The sequence below is a fragment of the Desulfobulbaceae bacterium DB1 genome (genome assembly GCA_001914235.1).
GTDB lineage: Bacteria > Desulfobacterota > Desulfobulbia > Desulfobulbales > SURF-16 > DB1.
The window spans coordinates 197297-213982 of the sequence record MQUF01000014.1 but is presented as its reverse complement, the minus strand read 5'-3'; the positions used below and the strand labels follow the sequence as shown (position 1 = coordinate 213982).

The 16686-nt window shown below is 56.6% G+C and carries 11 protein-coding genes; 3 read left to right on the top strand and 8 right to left on the bottom strand.

Annotation, left to right across the window (positions count from 1 at the left end; all coding sequences use genetic code 11):
- Positions 1-9 precede the first annotated feature (9 nt).
- Complete coding sequence (locus BM485_12660; GenBank protein ID OKY74684.1) at positions 10-2469, bottom strand: hypothetical protein; 2460 nt, start codon at positions 2467-2469, stop codon at positions 10-12.
- A 259-nt stretch (positions 2470-2728) separates the two neighbouring features.
- Positions 2729-5773 carry a hypothetical protein gene (locus tag BM485_12655; GenBank protein ID OKY74683.1) on the bottom strand — a complete coding sequence of 1015 codons (3045 nt, stop codon included), beginning with the start codon at positions 5771-5773 and terminating at the stop codon, positions 2729-2731.
- Between the two features lie 146 nt (positions 5774-5919).
- Here BM485_12655 and BM485_12650 point away from each other — a divergent pair, with 146 nt between their 5' ends.
- A complete protein-coding gene (locus BM485_12650) occupies positions 5920-6270 on the top strand; it encodes a hypothetical protein (protein OKY74682.1) in 351 nt (116 codons plus the stop codon).
- Positions 6271-6583: 313 nt separating this feature from the next.
- Here BM485_12650 and BM485_12645 read toward each other — a convergent pair whose 3' ends face one another.
- The 3 genes from BM485_12645 to BM485_12635 form a co-directional block, all read right to left on the bottom strand.
- A complete protein-coding gene (locus BM485_12645; GenBank protein ID OKY74681.1) occupies positions 6584-7735 on the bottom strand; it encodes a hypothetical protein in 1152 nt (383 codons plus the stop codon).
- Between the two features lie 136 nt (positions 7736-7871).
- Complete coding sequence (locus BM485_12640; protein OKY74680.1) at positions 7872-9443, bottom strand: hypothetical protein; 1572 nt, start codon at positions 9441-9443, stop codon at positions 7872-7874.
- Positions 9443-10357, bottom strand: coding sequence for a cytoplasmic protein (locus tag BM485_12635; protein OKY74679.1), 915 nt, complete (start codon positions 10355-10357; stop codon positions 9443-9445). The genes BM485_12640 and BM485_12635 overlap by 1 nt, the downstream gene beginning before the upstream one ends.
- Before the next feature lie 426 nt (positions 10358-10783).
- Here BM485_12635 and BM485_12630 point away from each other — a divergent pair, with 426 nt between their 5' ends.
- Positions 10784-12637, top strand: a complete 1854-nt coding sequence (locus BM485_12630; GenBank protein ID OKY74800.1) for a hypothetical protein — start codon at positions 10784-10786, stop codon at positions 12635-12637.
- A gap of 54 nt (positions 12638-12691) precedes the next feature.
- Here the strand turns inward: BM485_12630 and BM485_12625 are convergent, their stop codons facing one another.
- Entirely contained in the window at positions 12692-13834 is a 1143-nt protein-coding gene (locus BM485_12625) for an AI-2E family transporter (GenBank protein ID OKY74678.1), read from the bottom strand.
- Between the two features lie 114 nt (positions 13835-13948).
- Positions 13949-14251, bottom strand: a complete 303-nt coding sequence (locus BM485_12620; protein OKY74677.1) for a hypothetical protein — start codon at positions 14249-14251, stop codon at positions 13949-13951.
- A gap of 239 nt (positions 14252-14490) precedes the next feature.
- On the opposite strand from BM485_12620, the gene BM485_12615 reads away from it, so the two are divergent.
- A complete protein-coding gene (locus tag BM485_12615) occupies positions 14491-14919 on the top strand; it encodes a hypothetical protein (GenBank protein OKY74676.1) in 429 nt (142 codons plus the stop codon).
- Between the two features lie 21 nt (positions 14920-14940).
- On the opposite strand, the gene BM485_12610 is transcribed toward BM485_12615, so the two are convergent.
- Positions 14941-16686, bottom strand: coding sequence for a hypothetical protein (locus tag BM485_12610; protein ID OKY74675.1), 1746 nt, complete (start codon positions 16684-16686; stop codon positions 14941-14943).

Genomic DNA, 16686 nt, shown 5'->3' with positions numbered 1-16686 from the left:
AACGTGGAATCAGGTCATACGGCAGTCCAGGGTATCAAGCCTGATTGCCAGGCGATGACGCTGCCAGTCGTCATCAAGCAGCAGAAAATAACCGAACAGCTGGTATCCGTAGTCAGCGGGGTCGACCGACGAATGATAGGGGATATGCAGGGCCGTGGCATAAATGAGCTGACCGAGAAAAAGCCCGTCGGCGATTTCCACCAGCTGATCCAGGCAGAAACCGATGGGAACCGGGCCGCCGATCATGGGGTAGCGGTAATGGAACTGGAAGACCTTTTTCTTCCTTTCCGGGCCGTTGGTCAAGGGCAGGATTGATTCCCGATCGGCAACCCCGAGAAAGATATAGCCCTGCCGCGCAAAAGGCGACGGTCCTTGATCAACGACCGCCTGCAGGGAGGGATCGGGAATACGGTAATTCATGTCAATGACACGCAGCAGGGCATCGAAATTAACGATGCGGGCGTCCTGAATATTGTTGCCGTAAACCCAGGAACCGGCCGCCTCCTCTTCCCAGAACTTCTTGTCCGCATCGGACATGCCCTGATCCCAGGAGCCGCTTTTGAGATATTTCGCATACGGACCTTCCGTCTCCCAGCGGCCTTGGGCGTTTTTCACCACCAGATCATAATGGGGGGCGCTGGCCGCATGGCTTTTCAGCTCCCTGACCCTTTCCGGATAACGTGCCGCCAGATCGGCTGATTCGTCAAGCAGCATGCTGAGCCGCCGGCCGCTGATCCGTTCAAAGGATTTGCCTGCCCAGGGAAAGATATATTTGCCGATGCTGTGCCAGGCCATGTTGAGCAGATTGACGGCAGGAATTTTACCGTTGCCGATGGTATCGGCCAGACTGCCGGGAAAAAGCATGCTCTTGTCGAAACGGGCCTGGGTATCGGGCAGAAAGGTATCGCGAAAACCAAGATGGAGATTGAGATTTGCCCCATGATAATAGTCAAACCCGCGGCTTTGTTCACGGCAACCATACCAGTCATGGGTTTCCGCGCTGTCCACCCGGATATTGCAGCCCTTTGCGCCGCTTCCCTGAAAAACACCGTCCTTTACCACCGGCGGAACTCCGGCCCGGAACAGCCGGTGCAGGGGCTCAAAATGAACCAAATGGTCATCATAGCTGCTCTGGGCGGAGATATCACGGCTGAGACGCTGCAGCATCTGCAGAACCGATTCGTTGTCGCGCAGCAGCTGCCGCACATCGCCGTCCGCCGCTCCCTTTGGCGACGGTTCGGTGATCATGGTGGTGAATTTACGGCGCAGTTCCGGATTGTCTTGCCAGCCGTTGACCCAGTCTACGGTCCGTGCTTGCGGCGACCCGCTCGACCGATTGGCCGCAGCCTGCTTGCGGCCGTAGCCGAGTTCGTCGTAGCCGCTTTCTCCCGGCCGCGGCCGCAGTTGCGGGAAGACGTCGTCCGCGTAAACCCGTTCGGCATGATCCGGGTCCATCATCAGGAAATAGCCGTTATTCTGATAACCGTAATAGTCATCTCCCCCGGCAAGCACCCTGTGCACCGCCCGGCCGAGGCCATGCAGCGAGGGGCTGTAGGGCTCTCCCAGGGGAATATCGGGCAGGTCCGGGCAGCAGGGCAGGCGCAGGCTGCCGTAACTGTAATGACGGGTGGCATAGATAAGCTGGCCCAGATAAATGCCGTCGCCGATCTGCACCAGTTCGTCGACAAGCCGGGTCATGGGATAGGCGGGATTGAGCTTCGGCCAGCGGTAATTGAGCTGATACACCTTTTTACCGTTCATCTCGGCAACGACCGAGGTGCCGAAGTTACAAAGAAAGACGCCGCCGGTTCTGTTGTAAGGGATCAGTTTTTCTTTTTCCAGATTTTTCCGGCGGAACGAGCCGCCGAAAAGCTCCTGTCCGGATACGGTGGGCCGTTCGGCAAGACGCCATACTTCGGTAAGGAGCGGTATGCCGAGACTCTGCAGCAGATCCGGATCCGCCGGTTCCCGGAAGAAATTCCGGCCGATGCGGGTGACGGCGGGGTCATAGTGACCCAGCACCTCCGCGTCATGACCGCACTTTTCAGCAACCACCTCCCGCGCCACCGGCTCAAAGGTCTTGCCCATCCAGAGACCGGTGTCGGCAAAGGTGAGATTCCAGGCGGTGGCCATCCATTCTATCGAGGCAATGCGGGAGCGATCCTCCCCCAGATGGGCAACGGTGTCCTTGAAATAATCACTGTCGCGAATGGAAACGGGAATGCCGATCATGGGACCATCCAGGGCCACCGGCTTCCCGCATTTAAAAAGGGTCTCCAGCTTTTTATGGATGGCGGGCCAGGCGTCCCGCTTTTTGTTATCAGCGAGAATCTTCTGATACATGGCCAGCATGGCGAAAAGATCGCTGTGCAGATCTTCAGCAAGGATCTTTTCCAGTTCCGCCGTCAGGATGTCGCTTTCGCGGGTGGTGGGCGAGGGGAAATTCGCACCGGTGAGCAGGTTTGTCATTTTCTTTTTTCCTCATCATTTTCAGGAGCCGTTCGAAAAAAATCACCGCTGTTTTGACGGTTTCATTACGGCTTCTTATGCCGTTTCCTTATTCCGGAGACGACATTATTATGCAACAACGGCCTGAAAGAGGGCCAACAACATCAATTCGGGTTTGCGACAATCATTCAATTTTTCAATTATAAAACATTATAACACAAACAGTTTTCGATACTGCCTGATTTCCGGCGGGAAAAATATTTTTTTCCACTTCCCTGCGTCAAATCTCGACTTCAAAATCGAGCGTTGCATCCGGCAGCAGCAAAACAGGCCTGCGCACCTTGACCTTGACAATGTCTCCATGCTTTTTGTAGAGCAGGGTGATTTTGATATCGTCCACTGTGGCGATTTCATGCCCGTCCACCGCCAGAATCACGTCATCCTTTTTGAGCCGCGCCTTTTCCGCCCCGCCATGGGGAGAAAATCCGGCAATAACGACGCCGCCGTCCTTCTCCTCCAGCATGACCCCAAGCATGGGCGCGGGCGGCAGCTCAACCGGATTTGAGAAGAAAACATAATCAGCTTCTTCCGGCGCAAGCTCCCCTTCCCGGACATTGGCGACAACGGACTGGGCAACGTCAATGCGCCGCGCCACCCGGGGCGGAATCGCATTCTCCTTCACCACATGGCCGGAGCCTGCAATGACCACCATTGTGGTCTCGGGATTTTTTTTCAGAAAATCGGCAACGGTTTCCGCCATGGTTTCATCCCACAGGACCTGGGCCTGGACAAAATTTGTCATCTTCTGCTCGTTGAAGTGCGGCCCGCTGTGGTTCTGAAAAACGCCGGCGAGCCGTTCGCGGTAGCCGGCCATGGCAAGATCCCGTTCCTGGGGCAGGGTTTTCCTGATTTCTTCCGACAACCCGGCGATCCCCTCTTCCTTGAAGGTGGCACTGACCACATCCTTGTCAAGATTCAAGGCCACCACCGGCAGCTTGTTTGCCCGGGCGAACTGCAGGATGTCCCGATAAAAACGGTAATCATAGCCCCAGTTCTTGAAATAGCGGGCATCCTTCAGAAAGCGGCGTTCATCGATCTCCCCCGCGACATAGGCATCAATGGCCTGCTGCACGCCGCGGTTGAACATCTCCATGCCGACGGCCAGATTCGGGTTGCGCTCATGCAGCGCCTGCAGCACCCGGTACTGCAACAGATGATCAGCCTGGTTGACATGGGTCTCGCCCACATACACCACCCGACTGCGGGCAATGCGGTCCATGATCTCATCAAAACCGAGACTCTTTTCCACCGCCGCGCCCCTGGGAGGCTGATCAAGCAGATAGATCCGGCCGCTTTCCGACTCGGTGATTCTTTTGTCGGCAATCTTCCCGCCGACAAAGTGAAGATAACTATATTTGCCGTAATGGCGCAGCTTGTGCACGGCCGCCTCCACCTCCGCGCGGCTTTCCGCCGCAACCAGCACGGCGACCAGGCCGGGAGACAGGGGATTTTCCCGGACTTCCAGGCTGAAACCTTGCGCCGGAAGCGCCGGGACGGCGAACAGGCCACGGCCCGCTTTGGAACCGGTGCCGAGCAACAGAATATTCTTGCCGGACAACTCCTTTTCGTCCAGCTCCGCCTCCGGGACCACGGGGCAATTCATTTCCGCAAGAAGCGGTTGAAAAGAGGCGAATTTCTCCTCTTCTCCGGCGGCCATGACGGCAAGTTTCTCCGCCCCGCCCTGGAAACGCGACCAGACGGAAGGCAGTTCGTCGGCGGCAAGACGCCGCATCAGGTTGTAATCCGGATCAATGACCAGCTCGGACGGCATGGTGGTGAAACTGAACGTCACCGGCGTCCGCCCGCCGGTGACCTCAATATTGCGGTCAATGATTTCCTTGCCCGCCTTTATCCTGACCGGGACGGTCAGCTGATAAGGAATATCCCCTTCCTGCACCAGTTCAAAGCGCAGTTCGGGATTGCCGTCCTTCACTTCAAGTCTGCCCTTGTCGACGGACAGACCCGGCACATCCGGCCGATTAAGCCACTGATCAAAAAAAACGGTGAGATCCTTGCCGCTCGCCTGGGCAAAATGCCGGCGCAGGTCATCCCAGGACGCCCGTTGAAATTTCTTTTCTTCATAAAAATTGCGCAATGCGGCAAAGAAAATGTCATCACCCAGCCGCTGCCGCAGCATGTGAAATATCATGCTCACCTTGTTGTACCCGATTGCCCGGGTCGCCAGGCTGATTGTGCCGTAATCGCCGGCATCCTGAAAATCGGGCACCGCCGAAGCATTGTCGTGTGCCACCACGCTCTGGTATTTGACCAGCTGCCCCTTGCGGAAGTCCACCCCTTCCCCCTTGTCCCCGGCAAAGGCCTGGTCGGCAAGATAGGTCGTCAACCCTTCGCACCAGTTGCCCTGTCCGTGATCAACCCCCACCGCATTGCCGAACCAGGAGTGCAGCACTTCATGGCCAAGGGATGTTTCCGTGATAAAAGGCAACCGCACAACGCTCTGGCCGAGCAGGGTAAAGGTCGGCATGGCAAAACCGGTGGGCAGACGATTTTCCACGACGCTGTAACGTTTATAGGGGTAAGGTCCGATCAGCTTCTCATAACGGGCCAGGTATTCCTTGGTCTTGGCGCCGTACAGGCCGGCAAACTCGCGATCCTCCGGAAAAAAATAGGTGGCGAGAATGGTGCCGCCCGGCAGCACCTCCTCCCGTAATTCATAAGGTCCGGCGACAAAATGCACAAAAGGCAGGGGATGGGCAAAACGAAACGATACCTTTTTTGTCGTTCCCTGTTCGGTGTATGTCATGTCATCCGCCTCGGAAACCGCATAAAAATCAGCCGGGATCTCGGCGCTCAGGCGCACCTCGCTTTCGGCCAGGGGCAAAGGATACCAGGCATCAAGCAGGACGATTCCCCGTCGGTCGATCATGGAATCAGCCGACCGATCGGCGGCAAACTCCTTGCTGAAGGTTATTTCCACGGCCTGCGGTTGCGGCGCGGCGGCCAGAACAAGCAGTCCATCGGTTATCGGCGGTGCCGTCTTCGCGCCGTCAATACGCAGATCATCCACTGCAAGATCGCCGACACGCAGCTTCAGCTCGTCGCCCCCGGCATGGCTGAAACGGGCAACCCCCTGCAGGGCATGGCGATCAAGGTCAAAGGTAACGGAAAGATCAAGCCGCAGCGGTTGGGAGGCGGCAGCGGATTGGCAAAATAAAAGCCCCGCCAGGAAAGTGCACCAGAAGAAAACGGCAAGAGAAGACACCCGGCAGGCCATGCGCGGTTCCACGGGTTTATCATTTTTCATATCACAACCCTAATTGACTGAAATAAAAAGAAAAAGAAGCGCCGAAACAAATGAAAGCTCCAACGAGTTGATTTCTCTTAAGGAGATGGTTACAATGGAAAAAGTTCCCATCAGTGCAATGATATCATTAGCGGAAAGGTGCGACAATGAACGATTTCAAAAAATCATGGGACCTGGAAATGGCCCTGGCGGTGCTTGAAAACAGGACCATCGACAGCGACACCTGGTCCGAGGCGGTGGAGTGGCTTCTGCTTTACGGCCCCGTCCATATCCGGGAACTGCTGGGACAGGCCTCGCATACCGCGACCAGCGCCTGTTATCCGGAACTGCGGCCCACCGGCTATACCGCGGACGGCGAACCCTGTTACGATATCAAGGCCATTGCCGATACCCTGGGCATCCCCAAAGAAGAAGTGCTGCGGAAAATGGCGGAGATGGAGCATACCCACGGGGTACGCCATGTCTTTGACGAAGATGAGACGATGAAAATCCAGTAGGTCGTCGTCCGGGCAGGGGCTGCAGGCGCGACGCGAATCAGGTTTTTTCAACCACCATCCGCACCCCTTCAAGGGTCTTCCACCTTTCAACGATGCGACCGTCGGCGCAAACCACCACCCGTTCCATTTTCATTGCCTGCTCCGGAGTGCAGACGAAACCGAAACGGCCCCCTCTTTCGGCTTCGCGAAGACGCAACCTTACGTCTTTAAATCCTTTTCAACAATCGTTGCGATAATCCAGATAATCCATAGATCAACTTTTGGAGTCGGCCCCAATAAAATAGTTCATTCGCCTGCCGTCAATTCCGGCGCATCATTTTTCATCCAGCTCGGGATAGAGCTTTTTCATGCATTCCGGACAGACACTGTGGCTGAATTCAGTCCCTGAGTGCTTGCCGAGATAGGCCTCAAGCTGCTGCCAGTAGCCCTTGTCATCGCGAATCTTCTTGCAGGAGGAACAGATGGGCAGAAAGCCGCTCAAGGTCTTGACCTTGGCCAGGGCATCCTGCAGTTCACGGATAAGTTCCTCCTTCTGATCATAGAGCTTCTGGCGTTCGACAATATCCCGCTGCAGCTTGGTGTTCGCCTCAATCAGGGCGACCGTCCGTTCGGCAACCAGCTTCTCAAGGTTTTCCTGCTGATGGCGCAGCTCTTCCTCCACCTGCTTGCGCGGAGTAATGTCGCGCATCACGACAACGATAAAGCGCTGACTGGTTTCGTTGACCGCCGCCACGTCGAGCAGAACCTGCCTTCCCCCGACACAAAGCGGCTCGTCTTCGCCGGTGGAAAGGGTCTCGACATCAATATCAGTCACGAGTTTGCGGACCGTGCCGCGCTGTTCCGGCGAAAAAAAATCCGTAAAAAGAGCGGAAAGCAGCTTTTCTTCACTGAGACCGAACAACCGGCAGGCTGCGGCATTGGCATAAACCACCTTCCCCTCCGGCGTCAACTCCAGAAACGCATCGGAAATCCGGTCCAAGGCGATCTCGAAGTGACGCTTGGATGACAGCAATTCCTTGGTTATCTCCCGTTCAAAAATCCTGTCCGAACCGATAATTTCCCGTGACGGAGAAGCCTGTTTTCCGGCGCCCGCGGCGCGATCGAGAACGGTTCGCACATGTTCCCGCAGCTCTTTGAAGGGGCCCTTGGCAATACAGGCATCAGCGCCGAACGCCTGGTAATCGATCTGTTCCTCCGCCGCAATGGCGGAAAAGATGGCGATATAGGCATTCCGCTGTTCCGGCATGCTGCGTAAAATCCGGCAGAGTTTTTCCCCGCTGATTTTCGGCATGACCAGATCGACGAAAATCACATCCGCCTGAAAATCGGCCAGCACATCTATCGCACTGAGCCCGTCGATTGCGGTGCGCACCGCATAGCCCATTTCCTCGAGCATGTGGGCCATCAGACGCAGCACAACCTTATTGTTATCAACAACCAGAATTTTTCTGATCAGTTTGGTCATAAAAAAAGGAAAAGAAAAGGAGGATTAACCGCACAAGGAAATGAATACAAATTCAATATGAGCAACATAGACAAATTGCCGGCCCCTGTCAATGCCGTTTCGGAAGACAATGATCCTCTCCGGATGAAAGGAAAAACTAATAACCGTCTGCCCCTGCATACCCGGCATGTCGGCTTTCCCCCTCCGAAGTGACAATAACCGCGGATTCCCCGGATAAGGGACATTTGTTTTCACAGATGCCGCAGCCGATGCACAACTCATCAATGACATAGGGCTGCCGTACGACCACCACCTCCCCACGGCTGTTCATCACCGGGGACTCACGGAACTTGATCGCCTTATCGGGAGTCGGGCAATGCTCCTCGCAGACAATGCAGGGGATGCCCTTGGCGTAAGGCAGACATCGGTTTTTATCAAAAAAGGCCCGGCCGATGATGGTTGCATGTTTTTCACTCACGCTCAGCTTGCTGATGGCGCCGGTGGGACAAACCTGGCCGCACAGGGTGCAGTTATACTCGCAGTAGCCGATGCGACCGGCAAGCCGGGGAGTGAACACCCCTTCGAAACCGCCCTCCAGCCAGGCGGCATGCAGCGCGTTGCCGATGCAGACCTTCATGCATTCGCCGCACCTGACGCAGCGGCCGAGAAACTCCTTTTCCGCCAATGCGCCGGGCGGCCGGATCAGGGCGGAATCGGCCCGGCGGGCAAGGGTCCGGGAGGGCAAAACCAGGGGGGCAAGAAAACCGGTGGCCACCGTGGCGACAAAGGCGCGTCTGGTAATACCGGTCGGCTGGACGGCATTGCGCCTGCCGGTCCAGGTGAAATGAATGCGTCCGGCCGGGCAAAATTCCAGACAATCAAGGCAAAGGGTACAGTCCGCCCCTGCGATATTTCTTTCCTCGTCAATGGCCCCCATGCGGCAGACTTTCCGGCATTGCCGGCATTTGCCGCACTCGGTCGATCCACCCTGCAATCTGAACGGGGAAAAACGAGCGACCAGGGCCAGCAGGCCGCCCAGCGGGCAGACATTCCTGCAGAAAAATCTGCGCTCAAGCAGGCTCAGGCCGATAACAGCCGACAGCAGCAAGGAAGAAAAAATCGACAGGGCGTAGACCTTGGGCCGGAAAGGCAGGATATGCTTTTTCAAAATCTCGTAGACGGGTTCGGTCAGCGCATTCAACCAATCCGGGCCCTGCTGATAGGTGAAGGTAAAAAAAGAGGTAAGGGCATGGTCCAGGGCCGGGTGCACCGCAAAGGTCAGACCGCGCACCAGAAGCGAAAACGGATCGACATAGCCGGCAAGCGGCAGACCGGCGAACGAGGCGACAAGCAGAAAAAAAAGCAGGTAATATTTCAGCCGCCGCCAGGCGGGGCTGAAATTTTGCCGGCCGTGCGGAAAAAGAAAACGGCTGCCGTCGATCAAAGTCCCCATGGGGCAGACCCAGCCGCAGAAAAAACGGCCAAAGACAAAAGTCAGGCCAAGGGTGATGAGCGCCGGCAGCATGAGGGCGATCACGGCCTTGCCGGCGAGCCAGGCGCAAAAGGCCAGCAGGGGGTCAATGCGAAACAGGATGTTGACGGCGTAAGTCAGCTCATCCGAACCGGAGTAATCGGTCTTGATAAAAAGAAAAAGAAAAAACGCGAAAAACAGCGACTGGCCGAAGCGGCGCCAGACATAGACGGGAATACGCTTGCCGGGAGAGCTCATCAGGCGGTGAGCACCTGAATCTTATCAAGATCCATTTCGCCCAGCCCCATTTTGTAAGCCGCCAGGGTGGATTCAATCGCATCCGGTTTCAGATCAAACAGGGTTGTCGCATAGGCATCGGCCGCCACCGGATCGGCTGAGGCAAGAAGGGTGTCGGTTTTTTTCACATCCTTGAGATCGCCGCCCTGGGGGCCGCTGCGCAAAAGAATGCGGGTGGCGTCGATGACCGTCAGCTTTGGCCGGATGACGGTTGCCAGGTCCGCCAGGTTCTGCCCCAGGTTCTGATGCAGGGAACCGCGGTTGCCGCCGAGCACCCCCATGCTGTTTTTCAACCCCAGGGTGAGACGGGAAAGCCCGTGATGCTTGGCCACCGGCACGTTGATATAGCAGTCGCAGTCCAGGGCATCCTTATAAATCTCCCACTCGGAAAGGGATTTTCCCCGGCTGATTTTTATCGGCACGAATTTACGGCGGTCAACATGTTCAATCCGGACCCGCTTATCGTCAAGCTCCCGGATCGCCTTTTCGATGCCGCTGTTGACATAGCAGCGCCTTTCCTCGTTGCAGGTCCGGTCAAAAACGAGCACCTTTTCCGCCCCGGCTTGCAAGGCTTGGGCAGCCAGGGCCTTGACCACCAGCGGATGGGTGTTGGCCGCCTGTTCCGGGCTGCGGTCCCAACCGATATTCGGCTTGATCACCACCTTGTCCCCCGGCCGGACAAAATTTTCAATGCCGCCGAGAGGGGCCAGCACCTGCGCGACCAGGGCGGCATAATCCTCGCCCCGGGCCAGCGAAAGAAGGGCCGGCGGCTTTTCCGCGGCAAGGGCGCTCGGCAGAATACGAAAATGGGGAACAGCGAGTGATGCCCCGGCCGACCAGAGAAAAATATCCTTGATGAATTGCCGTCTGTCCATGCGCCCTCCTGAGTCATAAGAAAAAACCCAAGTATCCGACCATCTCCCTTGTTTCCGCTTCAAAAAAACAAAAAACTCCGTCACCAATCCCGGTTGACGGAGCTTTCTGGACGAAAGGAGTGAAACTGCTTGTCATTTCCAATTGTTGCCTTGGCCGGCACCATCCGGTAACGCAACGACCCTCCATTTTGCTCGCTGCCCCGGTGCCCTCCCCAAAGGAAACCGGACAACCTGATACTTCCTTGCGAGGTCGCAAACCCCACACCTTCATGCTATGCGGAAGGCCCCGCGCAGGTCAAGAAAAAAACTCTTGCCCCCTCTTTGCCTTCTCATCTTGACTTTTCTCCCCGGTCCGTGCGAACATGAAAACAGCAGGACAACATGATGAAATTCCAACATTTCTCAGCCAACCAAACGACAAACGACATGCACAAGGAAATTGCCCCGGCGGATATCACCCGTATCATCAAACCGGGATCGCGCATCTTTCTCGGCTCCGGATGCAGTGAACCGACCGTCCTCGCCGAACAGCTGGTCCTGCGGAAGATTCAATTCACCGATTGCGAGATCGTCCACTTCCTGACCCTGTCGGACAACATCTTCTTTGATGAGCGGGAACCTTCCCTGTTCCGGCACCAGGCCCTGTTTGTCGGCCAGTCCATCCGCCAGGCGGTGAACGAGGGCAAGGCCGATTACATCCCCATCTCCCTTTCCGACATCCCGAAGCTGCTCGCCTCAGGGCGGCTGCGCATCGATGTCGCCCTGCTGCAGCTCAGCCCGCCGGACCGATACGGCTTCTGTTCGCTGGGCATCAACGTCGACATCAACCGTACCGCCTTTGAATGCGCCAAAATCGTTATCGCCCAGATCAACGACCGGATGCCGCGCACCAGCGGCGATTCCTTTGTCCGCTTTACCGATGTCGATTATTATTTTTACCACAACGCGCCGCTGCTCCAGTTTTCCTATCCGCAGCCGGACCAGGTCACGGAAAAAATCGGCGCTTACTGCGCCCGGCTGATTGAAAACGGCTCCACCCTGCAAATGGGCATCGGCGCCATCCCCAACGCGGTGCTCCGCCACCTTGACGACAAAAACGACCTCGCCATTTTCAGCGAGGTTTTGTCCGATTCGGTCATTGATCTGGTGGAATCCGGCCGGGTGAACTGCCAAAGGAACATACATCCCCATGTCATGACCTCGTTCGTCATGGGCAGCGCCAAACTTTACGACTACGTCAACCACAATCCCTTTATCGAGTTTCATCCGACCTCGCGGATCAACAACGTCGTCAACATCGCCCAGAACACCAAGATGGTCTCCATCAATGCCGCCCTGTCCGTTTCCCTTACCGGCCAGGTCAATTCCGACAGCATCGGCGTCACCTTTTACAGCGGCGTGGGCGGCCAGCTCGATTTTACCCGGGGGGCGGCCCTGTCCCATGGGGGCAAACCGATCATCTGCCTGCCCAGCATCACCCACGACGGAGAGACTTCCCGGATCGTCGCCACCCTTGATCCCGGTTCCGGGGTGGTCATCCCCCGCAGTGACGTGCATTATGTGGTCACCGAATGGGGAGTGGCCTATCTGCACGGCAAAAGCATCCGCGACCGGGTGATGCAGATGATCGGCATCGCCCATCCCAAATTCAGAAAACAGCTGCTGGACGAGGCGAAAAAGCTCCGTTACATCTACCAGGACCAGATGCTGCCCCAGACAAAAGACGGAGTGGTTGTCGTTTATCCGGAAAAATACGAATGGTTTTTTGAAGGCAAGGACAAATCCTTCATCTTCTTCCGCCCGGTGAAACCGACGGATGAACGCATGCTGCAGGAATTTTATTATGCGCTCGACCAGACGGACAGAAAGCTCCGCTTCTTTTCACCCAGAAACGCCTTTTCCCATCAGGAGACCCAGTCAAACGTCAATGTGGACTATGAAACCACCTTTGCCCTGGTGGGGATTGTCGGCACGGACGAGCGCCAACAGATTGTCGCCATCGGCTCCTATTACCTGAACCGCTCCCTCAATCAGGCGGAAATCGCCTTCACGGTCCGCCGGGACTACCGCAACAAAGGCCTGACCCGTTACATGACGATGAAACTCATCGACGTTGCCAGGGAAAAAGGGGTGATGGGCTTTAACGGCGAGGTGCTGAAAATCAATGACGCCATGCTCCACATCCTCAAAACCCTGCCCTACCGCATCTATTTTGAAAGCGAGGAAGACTGCCTGCTGTTTAATTTCAATTTTGAGCAGCTCAAGGATGGGGAGGACTGACAAGACCGCAACTCGCCGAAATCCCCGGGAGAGCGGTCTCGGCGGCATGCCGGACTATTTTTTTTCCCCGTCTCCGGCGCAATCCGGCGGCGAGCTTTCCCCCTTGGCGGGAAATGTCTCTTCCGAATGCCGCCGGGAAGGCCCCACCTCCGGCAGAAACTCCCGGAAGGATTCTCCATAGATCTCCCATATTGTCACAAACAGGGCGGCAAGGATAGGCCCCACCATGATGCCGATGAGGCCGAACATGGAGATGCCGCCAAGGGTGCCGAAGAGGACAAAGAGGTCGTGCATTTGGGTGTCGCTGCCGACGAGTCGCGGCCGCAGCAGATTATCGGCATTGCCGGCAATGCCGCCGCAGACGATGCCGAGAACAACGGCGCCGGGTATATCTCCCAGCAGCACCAGAATGATGAGGGCCGGCAGCCAGATAATCGCCGTGCCGACGCTGGGGATGATGGACAGAAAGGCCATGAGAGTGCCCCAGAACACGGGACTCTGGATGCCGGCCAGGGCAAAACCGATGCCGCAGAGGGCTCCCTGGATGATGCCGATGATCAGGGTTCCCTTGATTGTCGCCTTGGCGACAGAGGTGAATCGTTGCAGCAGGAGTCGTTCCTCCCGGTCCTCAAGGGGGAGGTAAAAAAGGATTCTGTCCAGCAGCTTATGGCCGTCAATGAGAAAATAAAACATGGTATACAGCATGATGATGGAGGTGAGGGCGGCATTGACCGTCATCATGGTCATGGACGACAGCGAATCGATGAGCAGGGTCGAAGCGTTGCCCACCAGGATGCCCAGTTTCTCGATGATCACGTCCCGGTAGGGGAGGAGCAGCTCATGGTAGGGGATTTTGTCCTGGTAGTCCGATAAGGCGCTCGGCTGCTTGAGAAAAGCCTGGACCCATGGGGTGACGGACTCGCTGACATTGATGGCCTGGGCCACAACCACCCCGATGAGTCCGGTGAAGGGCAGCAGGAAGAGACAGGCGACGACCATGATGGTGAGAAGAGACGCCAAGGCCCGTTTTCCCCGGCAGGGAACAAGCAGGCGCCGGTAAAGAGGGGTGGTCAGGGCGGCAAAGATCCCTGCCATGAAAATGGCCATGAGGAACTGGCGGGTCATGGCGAGAAAGATCGCTGAAATGCTGAAGAGACAGAGCAGCAGGGCTATTTTTGAAGCTGTTTTAGGAGACATGGCAGTTACTGGCAGAAAGGTTGGAATGCTGAAGTTTAACGAAAGTGTTCACACAGTAAACTGGGCGAAATTTCAAAAAAAACGGTTCTAATTCTCGTGCCTGCGGGCAGCTCTCTATTTCCGGCACAGACGAGCAATATCATCGGCGGGCTCGCTCAGGCAGCGGACCACTTGTTTCATTTCATCAGCGGTCAGCTTGGCGCCGTAACGGACCATGTTATTGACGGTCCTTTTCCAGGAACTTCTGCTCTTGAGGCCGAGTTTTTCACAAATCCTGGTGGTATAATGACATGCCTCGCAGCGGCCGACAATCAATTGCGAACAGTCATCCCCCGCCCTGGCGGCGGACGGGCTGCCGGGGCCAAGCACAAACACGGCAAAAAAACAGACCAGCACTTTTTTTACGGAAAAATCCACGCCGCTCAACCTCCCTTATGTCGTTTTTCAATGCATACCTTATTGATACCCTAGTGCTATGACAATGCAACGGCAAATGCAAGAAAAAACCGTTGCTGCCATCCCGGCAACCGGATTTGCACCAGTATCGGCGTGGTCTCTTTTGTCGGTCCGGCAAAAATTACGAGCCTTGAAAAAAAAATCATTGTATATTTCTTCATGACCTTTTCTTTGATTTTCCTTTACCTGTGGGGATAACCATGAAAAAGAAACAGAGACTTCACGCTGCCCTCGCCTTTTGCGCCGCACTCCTTTTTTTGCATCCCACTCCACTTTTTTCCTTTGATAACGATGCCGGGCAGTTCGAAGAAAGTGAGCAACTCCCCTACGAATCCGCCGAACCCGTGGAACAGGACGAGTATGTTCCCGCCCCGGAAGAGGAAGCCGCCCTTATGGACGAGGCGGAAGGTGTCCCGGGAGAAGAGGAATATCTGCCCGAAATGACGGGAGAAGAAGAGGCGGTGGAGGGGGAGGAAGAAGAATATGTCCCGGACACCTATGACGAAGAAGTTGTGCCCGAATCCGCTGAAGGCGAAGCCCATCTCGAGGCTGAAGGGGACAATGCTTACCCGGAAGAGGAATACCTGCCGGAAATAGAGGGAGAAGAACCGGCAGCGGCAGAACAATAAAACGCACCTCTCCATGACATGTCACAAAAAGCCGCGCAATCCTCCTGAAAAAAAACAAAACAGCACTAAAAAGACGAGCAGATAGAGACTTCCCACCACTGCCCAGCGCTGCAATACCTTTTCCGTCCTGCCCGCCCTTGCCGGCAGGTGAAGAGCAAGCCATGCCCTGCGCGGCCACGGAGCCGGCCGAACCGCATGCCTTTTGCCGGCTATCCGTGTCGGCGGGCGCATCCCTTCGCCCCTCACCCCCAACCATTCGAAGAATTCAAGAATGTCGCCCGGCGGCACGAACAAAAGCCGTCTTACACGAGATTCCCTGCCCAGGCGCGCCCAGATCATGCCGCCGCAGACACCCAGCACTATCGGCCACAATCCCGCCCACACAGACTCGGCGGCAAGGGAATGAACCGCATGATCGGAACTTCCCGGCCACAACCACATGCCCACTGCCACGGCAACAAGCAGCAGGGCCCAAGCAAACCGCATCATCCCTTTGCCGTGGAGGCCATCCCCCTTTGTTGCGCCGGCAAGGTCGAGAAAATGAACCAGAAGCGCCATGGTGCAGGCGGCGCCGATCGGCAGAAATAACGAGATGACATCATGCAGCGGTCCGGGCACCCCGGCCGCCACCTCCTTGAGCACGCTTTTGGCGATTGCCCCGCTGGTAAACGGCAAACCCGCAAGTGCCAGGGACGCCAACCACAACCCGGCAATGAGCCACCAGGGCGCCATCCCCTCTTTTCCCTTCTCCGCCGTCGCCAGACCGGCGCCGAGAAAGAGACACCCCTTGGCCAGGCCATGATGCAATGCATACAGCGCGGCTCCGGCTGCGGCAGGGGCCCAGTTTTCCGGCGAGCGCAAGCCGCAGCCGACCATGATCGCCATGAATCCCATCTGGCTGATGCTGGAATAGGCAAGCACCGTCTTGGCATTTTTCTGGGTCAACCCAACCACGACCCCATAGACGACGGCTGAAAGCCCGCCGACAACAAAGATCGCCCCCCACGCGGGCGCCCCAATTGCGTCATGGGGAAGAAAACGGATCCAGCCAAGCAGCCCGGCCTTGATCATCGCCCCGCTCAAAACGGCGCTGGCCGGGGCCGGGGCAACGGGATGGGCCAGCGGCAACCAGACATGAAGCGGCAGGGCTCCCGCCTTGATACCGAAACCGACGAATAATAAGGTAAACAGAAGTGTGCCGCTGCCCCCGGAACGCAGATCAACAAAGGCACTGCTGCCTGAATGGCGGACAATGAGCAGCAGGGCGACAAAAAGCATCACTTCACCCAGCACCGTCAGTACCAGATAGATTCGTCCGGCCCGGAATGCCTCACGGGTTTCCCTGTGCACGACAAGACCATAGGCGGCAAAACTCATCAGGGAAAAAAAGAGGTAAAACCCCAGAAATTCCTGGGCCAGGATGAGGCCGAAGTTGCCGCTCATGGTCACAAGAAAATAGCCGGAACAGCGATACCGTTTGTGGTCATTCGCCAGGGAGCCACGACTGAAGAGAGCGGCGGCCAGCCAAAGAAGAGCCGTGAAGAAAAGAAAGGTTCGACCGATGGGGTCAAGGCCCATCATGCCGCCCATGAAAAACCAGGGAACCGCCACCGCCGCCTGTGACGGACCGGCGAGAGCGGCAAAAAGGGCAGGCAACGCGGCCAAAGGCACCAGGCCATACGCCTTTTTACGCAGCGGGCTCCACATGAGTCCGAGTGCGATCAGCAGCGGCAAGCCGGGGCCGAGGGAAAGTAAAACAACCTGCAT

What these genes read in the sequence shown, in the direction of transcription:
- BM485_12635 (OKY74679.1), bottom strand. Translation starts at nt 10,357, where the DNA reads ATGGACAGACGGCAATTCATCAAGGATATTTTTCTCTGGTCGGCCGGG.
- BM485_12660 (OKY74684.1), bottom strand. Translation starts at nt 2,469, where the DNA reads ATGACAAACCTGCTCACCGGTGCGAATTTCCCCTCGCCCACCACCCGC.
- BM485_12630 (OKY74800.1), top strand. Translation starts at nt 10,784, where the DNA reads ATGCACAAGGAAATTGCCCCGGCGGATATCACCCGTATCATCAAACCG.
- BM485_12645 (OKY74681.1), bottom strand. Translation starts at nt 7,735, where the DNA reads ATGACCAAACTGATCAGAAAAATTCTGGTTGTTGATAACAATAAGGTT.
- BM485_12625 (OKY74678.1), bottom strand. Translation starts at nt 13,834, where the DNA reads ATGTCTCCTAAAACAGCTTCAAAAATAGCCCTGCTGCTCTGTCTCTTC.
- BM485_12610 (OKY74675.1), bottom strand. Translation starts at nt 16,686, where the DNA reads ATGCAGGTTGTTTTACTTTCCCTCGGCCCCGGCTTGCCGCTGCTGATC.
- BM485_12655 (OKY74683.1), bottom strand. Translation starts at nt 5,773, where the DNA reads ATGAAAAATGATAAACCCGTGGAACCGCGCATGGCCTGCCGGGTGTCT.
- BM485_12640 (OKY74680.1), bottom strand. Translation starts at nt 9,443, where the DNA reads ATGAGCTCTCCCGGCAAGCGTATTCCCGTCTATGTCTGGCGCCGCTTC.
- BM485_12650 (OKY74682.1), top strand. Translation starts at nt 5,920, where the DNA reads ATGAACGATTTCAAAAAATCATGGGACCTGGAAATGGCCCTGGCGGTG.
- BM485_12615 (OKY74676.1), top strand. Translation starts at nt 14,491, where the DNA reads ATGAAAAAGAAACAGAGACTTCACGCTGCCCTCGCCTTTTGCGCCGCA.